This is a genomic window from Pseudomonas sp. TE3-3-F2023 (assembly GCF_036784815.1).
In the GTDB taxonomy this organism is placed as follows: Bacteria; Pseudomonadota; Gammaproteobacteria; order Pseudomonadales; family Pseudomonadaceae; genus Aquipseudomonas; species Aquipseudomonas pudica.
The window spans coordinates 923330-939300 of record NZ_CP145113.1 but is presented as its reverse complement, the minus strand read 5'-3'; the positions used below and the strand labels follow the sequence as shown (position 1 = coordinate 939300).

General features: G+C 61.4%; 15 protein-coding genes. 13 read left to right on the top strand and 2 right to left on the bottom strand.

Annotation, left to right across the window (positions count from 1 at the left end):
- Window positions 1–9: 9 nt before the first annotated feature.
- The gene (locus V3314_RS04270) at window positions 10–1191 is read right to left on the bottom strand and encodes an acyl-CoA dehydrogenase (protein ID WP_003252907.1); all 1182 of its coding nucleotides are present in this window, start codon (window positions 1189–1191) and stop codon (window positions 10–12) included.
- A gap of 161 nt (window positions 1192–1352) precedes the next feature.
- Between V3314_RS04270 and V3314_RS04265 the strand changes: the two genes are divergently transcribed.
- The 10 genes from V3314_RS04265 to V3314_RS04220 all read left to right on the top strand — a co-directional run bounded on the left by V3314_RS04265 (window position 1353) and on the right by V3314_RS04220 (window position 11162).
- Complete coding sequence (locus V3314_RS04265) at window positions 1353–2252, top strand: LysR family transcriptional regulator (RefSeq protein ID WP_046616902.1); 900 nt, start codon at window positions 1353–1355, stop codon at window positions 2250–2252.
- Window positions 2253–2689: 437 nt separating this feature from the next.
- On the top strand, window positions 2690–3811 hold the full coding sequence (locus V3314_RS04260; RefSeq protein WP_046616903.1) for a Re/Si-specific NAD(P)(+) transhydrogenase subunit alpha: 1122 nt from the start codon (window positions 2690–2692) through the stop codon (window positions 3809–3811).
- Between the two features lie 11 nt (window positions 3812–3822).
- Window positions 3823–4137 (top strand): NAD(P) transhydrogenase subunit alpha, encoded by a 315-nt coding sequence (locus V3314_RS04255; RefSeq protein ID WP_003256966.1) that lies wholly within the window; start codon window positions 3823–3825, stop codon window positions 4135–4137.
- A gap of 2 nt (window positions 4138–4139) precedes the next feature.
- Window positions 4140–5576, top strand: a complete 1437-nt coding sequence (locus tag V3314_RS04250; RefSeq protein WP_015268505.1) for an NAD(P)(+) transhydrogenase (Re/Si-specific) subunit beta — start codon at window positions 4140–4142, stop codon at window positions 5574–5576.
- A 186-nt stretch (window positions 5577–5762) separates the two neighbouring features.
- Window positions 5763–7256: an acetyl-CoA hydrolase/transferase family protein gene (locus tag V3314_RS04245; RefSeq protein WP_338459947.1), complete on the top strand. Its 1494-nt coding sequence runs from the start codon at window positions 5763–5765 to the stop codon at window positions 7254–7256.
- Between the two features lie 374 nt (window positions 7257–7630).
- Window positions 7631–7846 carry a DUF1127 domain-containing protein gene (locus V3314_RS04240; protein WP_003256968.1) on the top strand — a complete coding sequence of 72 codons (216 nt, stop codon included), beginning with the start codon at window positions 7631–7633 and terminating at the stop codon, window positions 7844–7846.
- Between the two features lie 307 nt (window positions 7847–8153).
- Complete coding sequence (locus V3314_RS04235; RefSeq protein WP_046616904.1) at window positions 8154–8471, top strand: DUF2388 domain-containing protein; 318 nt, start codon at window positions 8154–8156, stop codon at window positions 8469–8471.
- 88 nt (window positions 8472–8559) lie between these two features.
- Window positions 8560–8853, top strand: coding sequence for a DUF2388 domain-containing protein (locus V3314_RS04230; RefSeq protein WP_046616905.1), 294 nt, complete (start codon window positions 8560–8562; stop codon window positions 8851–8853).
- 36 nt (window positions 8854–8889) lie between these two features.
- A complete protein-coding gene (locus V3314_RS04225) occupies window positions 8890–9210 on the top strand; it encodes a DUF2388 domain-containing protein (RefSeq protein ID WP_003256970.1) in 321 nt (106 codons plus the stop codon).
- On the top strand, window positions 9207–11162 hold the full coding sequence (locus V3314_RS04220) for a DUF4105 domain-containing protein (RefSeq protein WP_284385634.1): 1956 nt from the start codon (window positions 9207–9209) through the stop codon (window positions 11160–11162). Before V3314_RS04225 ends, V3314_RS04220 begins: the two co-directional genes overlap by 4 nt.
- Window positions 11163–11288: 126 nt before the next feature.
- Here V3314_RS04220 and V3314_RS04215 read toward each other — a convergent pair whose 3' ends face one another.
- Window positions 11289–11690: a GFA family protein gene (locus V3314_RS04215; protein ID WP_135002938.1), complete on the bottom strand. Its 402-nt coding sequence runs from the start codon at window positions 11688–11690 to the stop codon at window positions 11289–11291.
- 266 nt (window positions 11691–11956) lie between these two features.
- Between V3314_RS04215 and V3314_RS04210 the strand changes: the two genes are divergently transcribed.
- The 3 genes from V3314_RS04210 to V3314_RS04200 all read left to right on the top strand — a co-directional run bounded on the left by V3314_RS04210 (window position 11957) and on the right by V3314_RS04200 (window position 15962).
- On the top strand, window positions 11957–13264 hold the full coding sequence (locus V3314_RS04210) for a CitMHS family transporter (RefSeq protein WP_015268498.1): 1308 nt from the start codon (window positions 11957–11959) through the stop codon (window positions 13262–13264).
- Between the two features lie 71 nt (window positions 13265–13335).
- The gene (locus V3314_RS04205; RefSeq protein ID WP_046616908.1) at window positions 13336–14106 is read left to right on the top strand and encodes a TerC family protein; all 771 of its coding nucleotides are present in this window, start codon (window positions 13336–13338) and stop codon (window positions 14104–14106) included.
- Window positions 14107–14303: 197 nt separating this feature from the next.
- A complete protein-coding gene (locus tag V3314_RS04200; RefSeq protein WP_046616909.1) occupies window positions 14304–15962 on the top strand; it encodes a Na/Pi cotransporter family protein in 1659 nt (552 codons plus the stop codon).
- Window positions 15963–15971: the final 9 nt, after the last annotated feature.

Here is a 15971-nt window from a genome sequence, read left to right as displayed (position 1 = left end):
GGCTCCTTATCAATAGAAGGCCTGGATGCCGGTCTGCGCACGCCCCAGGATCAGCGCATGCACATCGTGAGTACCTTCATAGGTGTTGACCACCTCCAGGTTGACCAGGTGACGAGCCACGCCGAACTCATCGGAAATGCCATTGCCCCCCAGCATGTCACGCGCCATGCGGGCAATATCCAACGCCTTGCCACACGAGTTGCGCTTCATGATCGAGGTGATCTCCACTGCAGCCGTGCCTTCGTCCTTCATCCGCCCCAGACGCAGGCAGCCCTGCAGCGCCAGGGTGATTTCAGTCTGCATGTCGGCCAGCTTCTTCTGGATCAACTGGTTGGCAGCCAACGGGCGACCGAATTGCTGACGGTCCAGGGTATACTGACGCGCAGTGTGCCAGCAGGCTTCCGCAGCTCCCAGCGCACCCCACGAGATGCCATAGCGGGCGGAGTTCAGGCAGGTGAACGGACCTTTGAGGCCGCGTACATCCGGGAAGATGTTTTCTTCCGGCACGAACACGTTATCCATGACGATTTCGCCAGTTATCGAGGCGCGCAGCCCGACCTTGCCGTGAATCGCCGGCGCGCTGAGGCCTTGCCAACCCTTTTCCAGAACAAAGCCGCGGATATCACCCGCATCGTCCTTGGCCCAGACCACGAACACATCGGCGATCGGGCTGTTGGTGATCCACATCTTGCTGCCAGTCAGGCGGTAGCCGCCGTCGACCTTCCGGGCACGGGTAATCATCGAACCCGGGTCGGAACCGTGGTTGGGCTCGGTCAGGCCGAAGCAACCGATCCACTCGCCGCTAGCCAGCTTGGGCAGATACTTCTGCTTTTGTGCCTCGGTACCGAACTCGTTGATTGGCACCATCACCAGCGACGACTGCACGCTCATCATCGAGCGGTAACCCGAGTCGATGCGCTCTACCTCTCGAGCAATCAGGCCATAGCACACGTAGTTCAGGCCACTGCCACCGTATTGCTCGGGAATGGTGGCGCCCAGCAACCCGACCTCACCCATTTCACGGAAGATCGCCGGGTCGGTCTGCTCATGACGGAAAGCCTCGAGCACACGCGGGGCCAGCTTGTCCTGGGCGAACTGATAAGCGCTGTCACGCACCATGCGCTCTTCTTCAGTGAGCTGCTGATCGAGCAGCAGCGGGTCGATCCAGTTGAAGCTTGCTTTACCGGCCATGAGCGAAATCCTCGAAATAGGGGGCAGTTTCTTGTGCCTTTGAGCCTAGGCCTGATCGGCCGTCGGGACAAACGAGGATTGCGCACCAATTAGTGATAATTTGTCACTTCGTAAATCGGCAAAACGCCATATTGACAGCCTTACGAGTGAGGTTGACGTACATGCGCCGCAAGATCCCCAGTACCGCCGCCTTGGTTTGCTTCGAGGCGGCAGCACGCAACGAGAGCTTTACCAAGGCCGCCCAGGAACTTGCGCTGACCCAAGGCGCCGTCTGTCGGCAGATAGGTGGCCTGGAAGCCTTCCTTAATGTGGAGCTGTTCCGCCGCTCGCGCCGCGGCGTGAAGCTGACAGAAGCCGGCCTTTCCTATAGCCGCCAGGTGGCCGCCCAATTGGACGCGGTAGAGCGCGATACCTTGTCGGTAATGCGCCAGCAGGGCGCCAACGTGATCGAGCTCGCCGTGGTACCCACCTTCGGCACCCAATGGCTGCTACCGCGACTAAAGGACTTCCAGCAGCGCCATCCAGAGGTCACGGTCAACCTCACCAACCGCACCCGGCCTTTCCTGTTTGCCGACACCACCTTCGACGCCGCTATCTACTTCGGCGATGCCGACTGGTCCGGCACGCAGTCGCACCGGCTGATGGGGGAAAACCCGGTACCGGTGTGCAGCCCTGTGCTGCTGGACGGGCAGGGCACGCTCGACGCGCAGCGTATCGCCCGGCTACCACTGCTGCAGCAGAGCACGCGCCCCTATGCCTGGCGGCAATGGTTCAGCAGCGTCGGCATGAATGTGGAACGCGACATGACAGGCCCGCGCTATGAACTATTCTCGATGCTCGCGCAGGCGGCCATGCATGAGATGGGCATCGCCCTGATTCCGCCGTTCCTGATCCAGCGCGAGTTGGAGGAGGGCAGGTTGGTGGTCGCTAACAGGCATGCCCTGAGTAGTGACAAGGCCTACTATCTGATGATCCCGGAGCGCAAGGTGGAGTCAGCTTCGCTACGCGCCTTCCGCGACTGGCTGCTAAGCCAGGCCCAGGCCTACACGGCCAAGACGTGAGCAAACCCGGTAACTTGACCCCGTAGTCAATTATTTTTAACACCTACAGATATATGTATTTGTCGCATATACGTAAACTGTTATGCGGGGTGCAAAAATCCGCTTTAACCCTGCTTACGGCGCGGCTTTGCGGGTTATTTTGCGACATTCACCAAGCCGTAAGCGAATTGATCGCAAAATTTTTGTTTTTTTCTCCTAATCTGCCAATAGCCTATGTTTGACGGGCTGCAGCCTGGCCGTTGCGACATACGGTCACAGGGTGACTTGTAGTTTTGACTTCGTTTCGCTCCAGAACCGGTTGAAGGCCTCTGGCTTCGTCTGCAAAATGCTTCGCCCGCCCGGGATTCGGCGGGCCGGCGCTCCACAGCCGCCCCAGCGCACCATCCGAAGTGCGCTGGCTTTTAAAAAGACAAAAGGTCACCGCAGGAGAAATAGTCGTGCACATTGGTGTTCCTCTCGAGACGCAGACCGGTGAGACAAGGGTCGCTGCGACCCCGGAAACCATCAAGAAACTGATTGGCCAGGGCCATCAGGTCACCGTCCAACGGGGGGCAGGGCTCAATGCCAGCATTCCGGACAGTGCCTATGAGGCCGTGGGTGCTTCCCTGGGAAGTGCAGCCGATGCCTACGGCGCCCAATTGGTGCTCAAAGTGGTCGCCCCCAACGACCAGGAACTGGCCCTGATAAACAGTGGCAGCCTCCTGGTGGGCATGCTCAACCCCTTCAACAGCGAGCTGATCGGCAAGATGGCCGAGCGCGGCATTACCGCGTTCGCGCTGGAGGCTGCGCCGCGCACCTCGCGGGCGCAGAGCCTGGACGTACTGTCGTCGCAGGCCAACATCGCCGGTTACAAGGCTGTGTTGCTGGCTGCCCATCACTATCCACGCTTCATGCCCATGCTCATGACCGCCGCCGGTACCGTCAAGGCTGCGCGCGTGCTGATCCTGGGCGCGGGCGTTGCCGGCCTGCAGGCCATTGCCACGGCCAAGCGCCTGGGCGCAGTGATCGAGGCGTCCGACGTACGCCCGGCCGTGAAGGAGCAGATCGAGTCGCTGGGCGCCAAGTTCATCGACGTACCCTACGAAACCGATGAAGAGCGCGAGTGCGCCGAAGGTGTCGGCGGTTACGCCCGGCCGATGCCGGCCAGCTGGATGCAACGCCAGGCCCAGGCCGTGCACGAGCGCGCTAAGCAGGCGGATATCGTAATTACCACTGCGCTGATCCCGGGGCGCAAGGCGCCGACCCTGCTAAGTGCCGAAACCGTCGCGCAGATGAAGCCCGGCTCGGTGGTCATCGACCTTGCAGCAGCCCAGGGCGGCAACTGCCCACTGACTGTCGCCGACCAGGTGGTACACGAGAACGGCGTGATCATCGTCGGCCCGACCAACCTGCCGGCCCAGGTGGGCGCCGATGCCTCGGCACTGTATGCACGCAACCTGCTGGACTTCATGAAGCTGCTGTTCGACAAGGACGGCGCGCTGGTCATCAACCTCGAAGACGACATCGTCGCGGCCTGCCTGATGTGCCGTGATGGTCAGGTCGTCCGCAAGAACGGCTAAGGAGCACGACAATGGAAGACATGCTGATTTCCCATGGCATCTACAACCTGATCATCTTCGTGCTGGCCATCTATGTGGGCTACCACGTGGTGTGGAACGTCACCCCGGCACTGCACACGCCACTGATGGCCGTGACCAACGCCATCTCCGCGATCGTCATCGTCGGCGCCATGCTGGCCGCCGCCCTGACGGTGACCCCGGCCGGCAAGCTGATGGGCACCCTGGCGGTGGCTCTGGCCGCGGTCAACGTGTTCGGTGGCTTTCTGGTCACCCGTCGCATGCTTGAGATGTTCAAGAAGAAAACCAAGAACGAGGCGCAGAAGTAAGCATGAGCATGAATCTGGTAACGCTCCTCTACCTCGTCGCCTCGGTGTGCTTCATCCAGGCGCTCAAGGGCCTGTCGCACCCGACTACCTCGCGGCGTGGCAACCTGTTCGGCATGATCGGCATGGGTATCGCCATCGTCACTACGGTCGGCCTCATTTATAAGCTCGGGGCCGAGCTTGCCACCGCCGGCATCGGCTACGTCCTCGTTGGCCTGCTGGTCGGCGGCACTGCCGGTTCGATAATGGCCAAGCGCGTCGAGATGACCAAGATGCCGGAACTGGTCGCCTTCATGCACAGCATGATCGGCCTGGCTGCGGTGTTCATCGCCATCGCCGCAGTGTTGGAACCGCAATCGATGGGCATCGTTGCCGCCATGAGCGACCCGATCCCCACCGGCAACCGCCTGGAACTGTTCCTCGGCGCAGCCATCGGTGCCATTACTTTCTCCGGCTCGGTGATCGCCTTCGGCAAGCTGTCGGGCAAGTACAAGTTCCGCCTGTTCCAGGGCGCACCGGTACAGTTCGCCGGCCAGCACAAGTTGAACCTGATCCTCGGCCTGACCACCATTGCCCTGGGCCTGCTGTTCACCTTCACTGGCCACTACAGTGCCTTCACCCTGATGCTGGTCTTGGCCTTCATCATGGGCGTGCTGATCATTATTCCGATCGGGGGCGCCGACATGCCGGTAGTGGTGTCGATGCTCAATAGCTATTCGGGCTGGGCAGCGGCCGGTATCGGTTTCTCGCTTAACAACTCGATGCTGATCATCGCAGGCTCCCTGGTCGGCTCGTCCGGTGCCATCCTCTCGTACATCATGTGCAAAGCGATGAACCGTTCGTTCTTCAACGTCATCCTCGGTGGCTTCGGTGGTGATACCGATGCGGGCGCGGCGCAAGGTTCCAAAGAGCAGCGCCCGGTGAAGTCTGGCTCGGCCGACGATGCCACCTTCCTGCTCAGCAACGCCGACAGCGTGATCATCGTCCCGGGTTACGGCCTGGCGGTGGCTCGCGCCCAGCATGCGCTCAAGGAACTGACCGAGAAGCTGAGCCACAACGGCGTGACCGTGAAGTACGCGATCCACCCAGTAGCGGGCCGTATGCCCGGGCACATGAACGTGCTGCTGGCCGAGGCAGAAGTACCGTACGATCAGGTGTTCGAAATGGAAGACATCAACGCCGAGTTCGGCCAGGCCGATGTGGTGCTGGTGCTGGGCGCCAACGACGTGGTCAACCCGGCAGCGAAGAACGACCCCAAGTCGCCGATCGCCGGCATGCCGATCCTCGAAGCGTTCAAGGCCAAGACCATCATCGTCAACAAGCGCTCCATGGCCAGTGGCTATGCCGGCCTGGACAACGAACTGTTCTACCTCGACAAGACCATGATGGTGTTCGGCGACGCCAAGAAGGTCATCGAAGACATGGTCAAGGCGGTGGAGTGACAACGGCCGCTGCAAACCAGCTGATATAAAGGAAGCCCCGGTCAGAATCTGCCGGGGCTTTTCTTTTATTGATCCGGATCAACGGCTCTACTCCAACGTTTCTCATACGACCATGGTCGTGGGACGGCAAGGGGCGAAGTCTCTAGACTGCGCTGCAGTAGTTTCAGTAGCCCGAGATAACAATCCATGTACCGTGATCGTATCCGCTTGTCCTCCCTGCACAGCAAGGTAATGAGTGCGGCTGATGCCGCTGGTCTGATCGAGGACGGCATGACCGTCGGCATGAGCGGTTTCACCCGCGCCGGCGAAGCCAAGGCCGTACCGCATGCACTGGCCGAGCGTGCCAAGCAATCGCCACTGAAAATCAGCCTGATGACCGGCGCCAGCCTGGGCAACGACCTGGACAAGCAACTGACCGAGGCTGGCGTGCTGGCTCGCCGCATGCCGTTCCAGGTCGATAGCACCCTGCGCAAGGCTATCAACGACGGCCAGGTGATGTTCATCGACCAGCATCTGTCAGAAACCGTCGAGCAGCTGCGCAACCAGCAGCTGAAACTGCCGGACATCGCGGTCATCGAAGCCGTGGCCATCACCGAGCAGGGCCACATCGTGCCAACCACCTCGGTGGGCAACTCGGCCAGCTTTGCGATCTTCGCCAAGCAGGTGATTGTCGAGATCAACCTCTCGCACAACACCAACCTCGAAGGCCTGCACGACATCTATATCCCGACCTACCGCCCGACCCGTACGCCAATCCCGTTGGTCAAGGTCGACGACCGTATCGGCAGCACCGCCATTCCGATCGACCCGGCCAAGATCGTCGGCATCGTTATCAGCGACCAGCCGGACTCGCCGTCCACCGTCCTGCCTCCGGATGACGAAACCCAGGGCATCGCCGACCACCTGATCAACTTCCTCAAGAAAGAAGTGGAAGCTGGCCGCATGACCAACAAGCTTGGCCCGCTGCAGGCCGGTATCGGCAGCATCGCCAACGCAGTGATGTGCGGCCTGATCGAGTCGCCGTTCGAAAACCTGACCATGTACTCCGAAGTACTGCAGGATTCCACCTTCGACCTGATCGACGCTGGCAAGCTGAGTTTCGCCTCGGGCAGTTCGATCACCTTGTCGACCCGCCGCAACGCCGATGTGTTCGGCAACCTGGAGCGTTACAAGGACAAGCTGGTTCTGCGCCCGCAAGAGATTTCCAACCACCCGGAAGTGGTCCGCCGTCTGGGCATCATCGGTATCAATACCGCGCTGGAGTTCGACATCTACGGTAACGTCAACTCCACCCACGTCTGCGGCACCAAGATGATGAACGGCATCGGCGGCTCGGGTGACTTCGCCCGTAACGCCCACCTTGCCGTGTTCGTCACCAAGTCGATTGCCAAGGGTGGCGCGATTTCCAGCGTGGTACCGATGGTCAGCCATGTCGACCATACCGAGCACGACGTGGACATCCTGGTCACCGAGCAAGGCCTGGCCGACCTGCGTGGCCTGGCGCCACGTGAGCGCGCCCGGGCGATCATCGACAACTGTGTACACCCGGACTACCGAGCAGCGCTGAACGACTACTTCGATCGCGCCTGCCAGCTTGGTGGCCACACCCCACACATCCTGCGCGAAGCCCTGAGCTGGCACGAGAACCTGGAAGAAACCGGGCGCATGCTGGCTAGCTGATACAGATGAGGTACGGAACGGCGGCCCTGCTTCCGCTGTTCCGGCCTCTTCGCAGGCAATTCCGCGAATGGGCCAGATACAGTCAAACCCTTCGATCAATACACCTTGCCGTAGCATCCAGCATAATCTGTACTACTGTACCGGTTCTTGCGCGCCTTCTCGGCTCGCAAATCAACCTCCCTGAATCAAAGCGCACCAAATAAGTGCAGACCAGTACAGTTGCGTCAGTTTCGAGTGCAACAGTAGGGTTACACAGTTAACTGGACCATCGTCTTTCCACCGAACTGTATCTACTGTAATGGACGACAGAGGAGGATCATTGGCATCAGTTAAATCACTACCTAATCCCGCCATAAGCGGAAGGATGAAACATCATGGAACGTACCCTCAGTTCCGGTCTGGTTTTTGAAAGCAACGCCCAACAATCCAACGCTTCGCTGCCGCTGCGCGCTCTGTCCACCCTGCTGCTGTGGCAGCGCCGTATGGCCAGCCGCCGTCAACTGGCTCGCCTGGACGCCCGCCTGCTGGCCGATGCCGGTATCAGCGAGTCGCAGCGTTACGAAGAGCTGAGCAAGCCTTTCTGGCGCTAAGCTCCGGCTTGCCGGCTTTGGTCGGCACCGCTAATTTCCGAAACCCGTTGCAGGTGACTGCGACGGGTTTTTTGTTTGCAGACGGCATGCCAGAGCCTTTTACAAGCGCACATGTACAGTTTGTAAAATCATAAAACAAACCATAACAGTTTGTTGGCGCGCTGTTCATTAACATCCAGAAACACCGGCGCGTGATACGCTTGGCGTAACAGTCTGGTAGAACGCACTGTTGAAAAAGTACCGCGACGAGCTGTGCGAGCGTCCGATAAAACAGAACCACCCGACCCTAGTCCAGGAGTCCACGATCATGTCCCGTAAATACCTGATTGGCGCCGCCCTGATGCTGAGCCTGGCCGGCACCGCAAACGCCACCAGCTTCGTTGTCACCACCGACGCCGTCGTTGGCGCAGTGGCCGCGTCCACCGATGCCACTTCCGATATTTCCTCCTCGTTCCGTGACGACAAGATTGTCCAGGCCGCCCGTGACGACGCCGCCAGCTTCGTTGGCAGCCAGGGCGACATTCGTGGTGCCAAGCTGGAAAGCGCTTTCATGCACATCCGCTCGCAAATGCCAGCCCTGCAAGCCAGCGACGCGCAACTGGCCCAGGCCATCCTGGCGCTTTGACCCCGGCTGAGCCGTTCAGCTGTGCTGGTCACCACCAGCACAGCCGCACACATCTTTGCCATCCACGTTTCCAGCTGTTGTAGAGCCCATGCGTTATCTGTTGCCGTTGCTGCTCTCCGTTGTTGGCATGGTCAGTGCCCATGCCATGGATACCACTACGCAAAGCCTGGTCATCACTGGCTATGTGACCAGCCAGGTCACCACCGCACCGTTCGACCGTAAACTGGTCCGCCAGGCCCAGGACGATGCCGCTGCCTTCGTCGCCAGCGACGGCCAGATCCGCGGTGCGCGGCTGGAGGCAGCACTGGAATCACTACGCCACAATTGCGCACGGCATACCGTCGGCGATCTGGAACTGGCGCAGGCAATTCTCGTCCAATAACTACATCTGACTCCCTGTATTTTTCGGAGATGCTCCATGCGTAAACCGCTGATTGCCGCTACCCTCGGCATGCTGCTGCTGGCCGACCTGGCTCAGGCACAGACCCTGGTGGCCACCAGCAATATCATCGTGCGGGCCTTTGGCCGTTCGATCGACTTCACCTCTGACACCACCACCTCGATCCGCGACTCCAAAGTGGTGCGCGAAGCCCATGACGACGCCGCCAGCTTTGTCGCCAGCAACGGTGACATCCGCGGCGCCCAGCTCGAGGCCGCTTTCAACACTCTGCGCGAGCGCGTTCCGCAAGCGCGCGACGCCAGCGACCAGGTACTGGCTGAAGCCATCCTCGCGCTGTGAACCGCGTGCGCGCCTGGCTGCTCGGCTGCGTCCTGACGCTGCTCGGCACGCCCGCCCTGGCCGACCTGCAGCTCGAGCTGCAGGCGTCCGGCCTTGACCCACAGCAGACCCGAGCCACTCAGGCTCTGCTCGACGAAGCCGTGGGCAAGCTGCCCCCTCGCTTCAAGCAACAACTGAACCGCCGCGTGCGGGTCAGCTGGAGCGACAACATGCCGGCCGACGCCTATGGCCAGGCATCGCTGGTATCTACCCTCGAACTCAATCGCCGCCTACTGCCCAGCCTCACCGATGGCAGTGCTGCCACCGAGCGCACCAAGCGCCCGCATGGCACGGTGCGAGAAGAACTGCTGGCCACCGTGCTGCACGAACTCACCCATATCTACGACCGTGCCCGGCTGTGGCCCAGCGCCGAGAACGCGCTGATCGCCCGTTGCAAGCGCCAGCAAGGTACGTTGGGCAAAGTTGGCCTGCCCGAAGCATGCAGAGGCCAGGCAGAGCGCCGTTTCACCCTCAGCGACGACCCGCGCCTGCTCGACCTGGCCGGCTGGCAACAGTACGTGGGCCGACGCGGCGAGCGCGAGCAGCACAACGGCCAGTTCGTGCGCAGCCCCGACAGTTATGAACTGAGCAGCCCCAAGGAATACATCGCGGTCAACATGGAGTACTTCCTCCTCGACCCGAGCTACGGCTGCCGCCGTCCGGCGCTGAACCAATATCTGCGCGAACACTTCGGCTGGGCACCGCAGCAGGACAGCTGCGCCAAGGGCCTGCCGTTCATCAATGCCGGCAGCGACTTCGCCCGCCAACCGCTGGGTGAAATCGACCCCGAGCGGGTCTATGAGGTGGACTACCTGCTGGCCGAAGCCAACCAGAACCTGGTCAGCCGCTGGGGCCACAGCATGCTGCGCCTGGTGATCTGCAAGCCGGGTCGCCCCCGCGGGCCGGACTGCCGCCTGGACCTCGACCAGAGCCTGGTGCTGTCGTACCGAGCCTTCGTCAACGATGTGCAGCTTTCCAGCTGGGACGGCCTGGTCGGTGCCTACCCCTCGCGCCTGTTCGTGCTGCCGCTGGGCCAGGTGATCGACGAGTACACCAAGACCGAACTGCGCAGCCTGGCGTCGGTGCCCTTGCGGCTGAACCGCGACGAGATCGAGAACCTTGTGCGTCAGGCCGCCGAAATGCACTGGAGCTACGATGGCAACTACTGGTTCCTGTCCAACAATTGCGCGGTAGAGTCGTTGAAGCTGCTGCGCAGCGGCACCGCGAACCCACGCCTGAACGACCTCGACAGCATCATGCCCAATGGCTTGCTGGCCGTGCTCAAGGGCAGGGGGCTGGCCGATACCAGCGTGCTCGACGACCCCCGCGAGGCGCTGCGCCTGGGTTATCGCTTCGACTCCTACCGCGACCGTTACCAGGCCATGTTCGAGGTGTTGAAGAAGCAGTTGCCAATCAAGCAGGACAAGGTCGAGGACTGGCTGGCCCTGGACGCCGAGCAACGGCGAGGTTGGTTCGCCCAGGCCGACCTGCGCACCAGCGCCGCCTTGCTGCTGCTTGAACAGGCCAGCTTGCGCCGGCAACTGCTTCTGGCCCAGGACGAGGTCAAACAGCGCTACCTGAACGCCGCCGCGCTGAACGATGGTAGCGTCAGCAAGGCCGATGCGACCCTCAGGCAGATGCTTGCCAACAGTGGCTTTCTCAGCCGCCCGGCAGAGTTGCTCGACAGCAAGGGCTACGGGCTGCCGCAGCCGCAGGAGCGCAAGCAACTGGAGCAGGTCAGCAGCGAGCGGCAAGCGCAGTTGCTGCGCTTGAGCACGAGCCTGGACAAAGAGGTTAGAGCGCTGCTGGAGCCATCGCGGGCCAGGGAGATTGCGGCGGTGGAAGCCAATGTGAAGCAGGTAGGCGAGCATCTGCGGGCATTGCACAAGGCTGCAGGAGGCCTGCAGTTGTAAGTACGGCTGTGCCGGCCCTATCGCCGGCAGGCCAGCGCCCACGAGATCACCATGGGTCTGAAGGTGGTGGGACACCTGTGGGAGCTGGCTTGCCGGCGATAGGGCCGGCAGCACCAACACAATCCCTTACTGGTTTTCCTCCGCCTCCGAAGGCAAATCCTCATCCAGATGCAACCAGGGCAACCGGCTACCCACCCAGATATGCCGGTTGGCCCTGACCCGTTCCGGGTGGTCCAGCGTCGCCACCGTCACATCAACCGTCTCCGAGCTGTGTGTAGTCACCAACGCCACATGCGCCCCACAATGCCCACAGAAGTACCGGCTGCAACTGGACGGTGCCACATAGCAGTTCGGCTCTCCAGCCAACCACCGGAACCCCGAGCGGGGCAGGGTGAGCCAGGTCACCACCAGCCCGCCACTGACCCGTCGGCAGATAGAACAATGGCAATGGGCGATGTCTGTCAGGTCGCCCGCCAACCGATAACGCAAGGCGCCACAATGGCAGCCACCCTCGGTCACATCCTGCATCACCTACCTCTCGTCGCCTTTGCTTCGGCGAAAGCTGGCTGAAAGCTTGCCCTCATAGGATAGCCCCCACTACCGGCACAAGACCGGTCAGCCAGGGCACCCGGTAACCACCGCGCCCGGCCCAATCAACAACAACAATGGTGATTCTGATGTATTCCTGTGCCCGACTTTCCGTAGTTCCCCTCTGCATGCTCCCCGCACAGCGCCAAACGCGCTGATCCGCCCGAATCGACGTTCCTTCGCCGCGCCACGCCTGGAGTATTGCCATGCTGACCTTCCTCGGCTTTGCCATGGTCATCACCTTCATGTACCTGATCATGACCAAGCGCCTGTCTGCCCTGATAGCGCTGATCCTGGTACCGATCCTGTTCGCCCTGTTCGGCGGTTTTTCCGCAAAGATCGGCCCGATGATGCTCGAGGGCATCAGCAAACTCGCACCTACCGGTGTGATGCTGATGTTCGCCATCCTCTATTTCGCCCTGATGATCGACTCCGGCCTGTTCGACCCGGCTGTGCGCAAGATCCTCAAGCTGGTCAAGGGTGACCCGCTGAAAGTCTCCGTCGGCACCGCAGTGCTGGCCCTGGTGGTCTCGCTCGACGGTGACGGCGCCACCACCTACATGATCTGCTGCGCCGCCATGCTGCCGATGTACAGCCGCCTGGGCATGAGCCCGCGGATCATGGCCGGCCTGATCATTCTCGCCGGCGGGGTGATGAACATGACCCCCTGGGGTGGCCCGACGGCCCGCGCAGCCAGCGCCCTGCACGTGGACCCGTCGGACATCTTCGTACCAATGATCCCGGCCATGCTGTTCGGCGTGCTGGCGATCCTGGCCATCGCCTACATGTACGGCAAGCGCGAACGTGCCCGCCTGGGCGAGTTGCACCTGCCCACCGACGACATCGACCACAGCGAAATCACCGTTTCGCAGTACCCGGACGCGCGCCGGCCAAAACTGCTGTACTTCAACGGCGCCCTGACCGCTGCCCTGATGGTCGCGCTGATTGCCGGCGTACTGCCGCTGCCGGTGCTGTTCATGATCGCCTTCAGCATCGCCATGATCGTCAACTACCCGTGCCTGCAGCAGCAGAAAGACCGCATCGCCGCCCACGCCGGCAGCGTGCTGGCGGTCACCGGTCTGATCTTCGCCGCCGGCATCTTCACCGGGATCCTGTCGGGCACCGGCATGGTCGACGCCATGTCCAAGAGCCTGCTGTCGGTCATCCCCGAGGCGTTGGGCCCATACCTGGCGGTGATCACCGCGATCGTGAGCATGCCGTTCACCTTCTTCATGTCCAACGACGCGTTCTACTATGGCGTGCTGCCAGTGCTGGCCGAAGCTGCCAGCCACTACGGCATCAGCCCGGTGGAAATGGCGCGTGCTTCGATCGTCGGGCAACCGGTACACCTGCTCAGCCCCCTGGTACCCTCCACCTACCTGCTGGTGGCCCTGGCCGGCATCGAGTTCGGCGATCATCAGCGCTTCACCTTGAAGTGGGCAGTGCTGGTATGCCTGTGCATAATGCTCGCCGCGCTGCTGATGGGGATTTTCCCGCTGTTCAGTAGTCTTTAATAAACGCGTATTTCCCTAACGCGACGCGCCCTGACCCGGGCGTGTCGCCTTTACCGTTCGAAGGAAAACAAATGGAATGGCTGACCAGCCCGGAAATCTGGGTTGCCTTTTTTACCCTCACCGCGCTTGAGATCGTCCTCGGTATCGACAACATCATCATGATCTCGATTCTGGTCAGCCGCATGCCCAAGCACATGCAGCCGCGCACCCGGATCTTCGGCCTCGCCCTGGCCATGGTCACGCGTATCATGCTGCTGCTGTCGATCACCTGGGTCATGCGCCTTACCGCCGACCTGTTCGTGGTTCTGGGCCAAGGCATCTCGGGGCGTGACCTGATCCTGTTCTTTGGTGGCCTGTTCCTGTTGTGGAAAAGCTCACAAGAGATTTACCACGGCCTCGAAGGCGAGGACGAGAACCAGGAAGAACCGAAAGGCGCGGGTGGCAAGTTCTTCTACACCATCATCCAGATCGCCATCATCGACATCGTGTTCTCGCTGGACTCGGTGATCACTGCGGTGGGCATGGTCTCGCACGTACCGGTGATGATCGCCGCGATCATCGTCGCCGTGCTGGTGATGATGCTGTGCGCCGGCACCATCAGCGATTTCATCGACAAGCACCCGTCGCTGAAGATGCTGGCATTGTCGTTCCTGATCGTGGTCGGGACCGTGCTCATCGCCGAAGCTTTCGATGTGCATGTGCCGAAGGGCTACGTCTACTTCGCCATGGCGTTCTCGCTGGCGGTGGAAGCTATCAACATCCGCATGCGCACTGCCTTGGCCCGCAAGAACGGCAAAGAGCATGAACCGGTGAAACTGCGCAAGGACATTCCGGGTCAATAAGATCAGGAAGTGCAGGACACAAAGGGCCCTTCGGGGCCCTTTTTTCATTTCCGCTGTATTTCAAACAAATGACAGCCATGCGAAGCTGGCGACAGCTTCGCAAAACAACTAAAGCTTTGAGTGAGCACTGAAAATTCTTCAAACGCTCACGCTTCGTCTCTTGGCCCTCTGGGCCAATGCAACAGGGGGCCGTAGCCATGCTGACCCTGCTCAACCTGCTCTCGGCCGTTACGCTACTGGTCTGGGGCACCCACATCGTGCGTACCGGCATCCTTCGGGTATTCGGCTCGAGCCTGCGGCGCATCATCAGCCAGAACATGAGCAAACGCCCGCTGGCGTTCGTCGCCGGCATTCTGGTCACGGCGATGGTGCAAAGCAGCAACGCCACCGCCATGCTGGTCACCTCGTTCGTCGGCCAGGGCCTGATGGCGATGACTCCGGCCTTGGCAATCATGCTCGGCGCCGACGTGGGTACCGCGCTGATGGCCCGGGTGCTGACCCTGGACCTGTCCTGGCTGTCGCCGCTACTGATATTCCTGGGTGTGATCTTTTTCCTCTCCCGCAAGCAGACGCGAGCCGGCCAGCTGGGCAGGGTAGGCATCGGGCTTGGCCTGATCATTCTGGCATTGGAGCTGATCGTGCAGGCAGCTACGCCGATTACCCACGCCCAGGGCGTGAAGGTGCTGTTTGCCTCCCTGACCGGCGACATCATGCTCGACGCCCTGGTCGGCGCGCTGTTCGCCATGATTTCCTATTCCAGCCTGGCGGCCGTGCTGCTCACCGCAACGCTGGCCGGTGCCGAAGTGATCAGCCTGCCGGTGGCCATCGGTCTGGTGGTGGGGGCCAACATCGGCAGCGGATTGCTGGCTTTCATCAGCACCAGCATGCAAAACGCCGCCGGGCGCCGGGTGGCTCTGGGCAGCCTGCTGTACAAGTTGATCGGCCTGCTGCTGATCATCCCCGTGCTGCACCCGCTGGTGGGGTGGATGGACTCACTGAGCTTCAGCGCACAGGAGCTGGTCATTGGCTTCCACCTGCTCTACAACACGCTGCGTTGCCTGATCATGCTGCCCACAGTCAAACCCATGGGCCGGCTGTGCAACACTCTGCTGCCCGAGCGAGAAAACGGCAACGGCCAGATTCGCCCGCGCCATCTCGACACCTCGGCGCTGGAAACACCCAGCCTGGCCCTGGCCAACGCCTCCCGCGAAACCCTGCGCCTGGGCGATATCGTCGACAGCCTGCTCGAAGCCATGCTAGGTGCCCTGCGCGGTACCCAGGCCGCATTGCCACAGCAGGTCCGCGCCTTGGGCGAGGACGCCGAAGCCTTGTACAGCGCGATCAAGCTGTACCTGGCGCAGATGTCGCGTGAAGACCTCAGCGAACAGGACAACCGCCGCTGGGCAGAAATCATCGAACTGGCAATCAACCTCAAGCTGGCCTGCGACCTGATCGAGCGCATGCTGCGCAAGGTCCAACAGCAGAAAACCAGCCAGCGCCGGGAGTTTTCCCAGGTAGGGCTGGAAGAGCTGACCGGCTTGCAGGAACAACTGCTGGCCAACTTGCGCCTGGGCTTGTCGGTGTTCCTCAGCGCCGATCCGGAAAGCGCCCGCCTGCTGCTGCGGGAAAAACGCCGTTTTCGCGCCCAGGAACGGCGCCTTGCCCACGCCCATGTCAGCCGCTTGCAGCGTAAGGTAGTGCAAAGTATCGAGACCAGTTCGCTACACTTGGAGCTGATCGCCGACATGAAACGGTTGAACTCTTTGTTCTGTAGCAGTGCCTATGTGGTACTGGGCGGCTCGGACACGGGCGGGCTGATGCTCGACAGCGTGCCGGACGAAGCCCGTCTGCCGTGATTTCGCCTA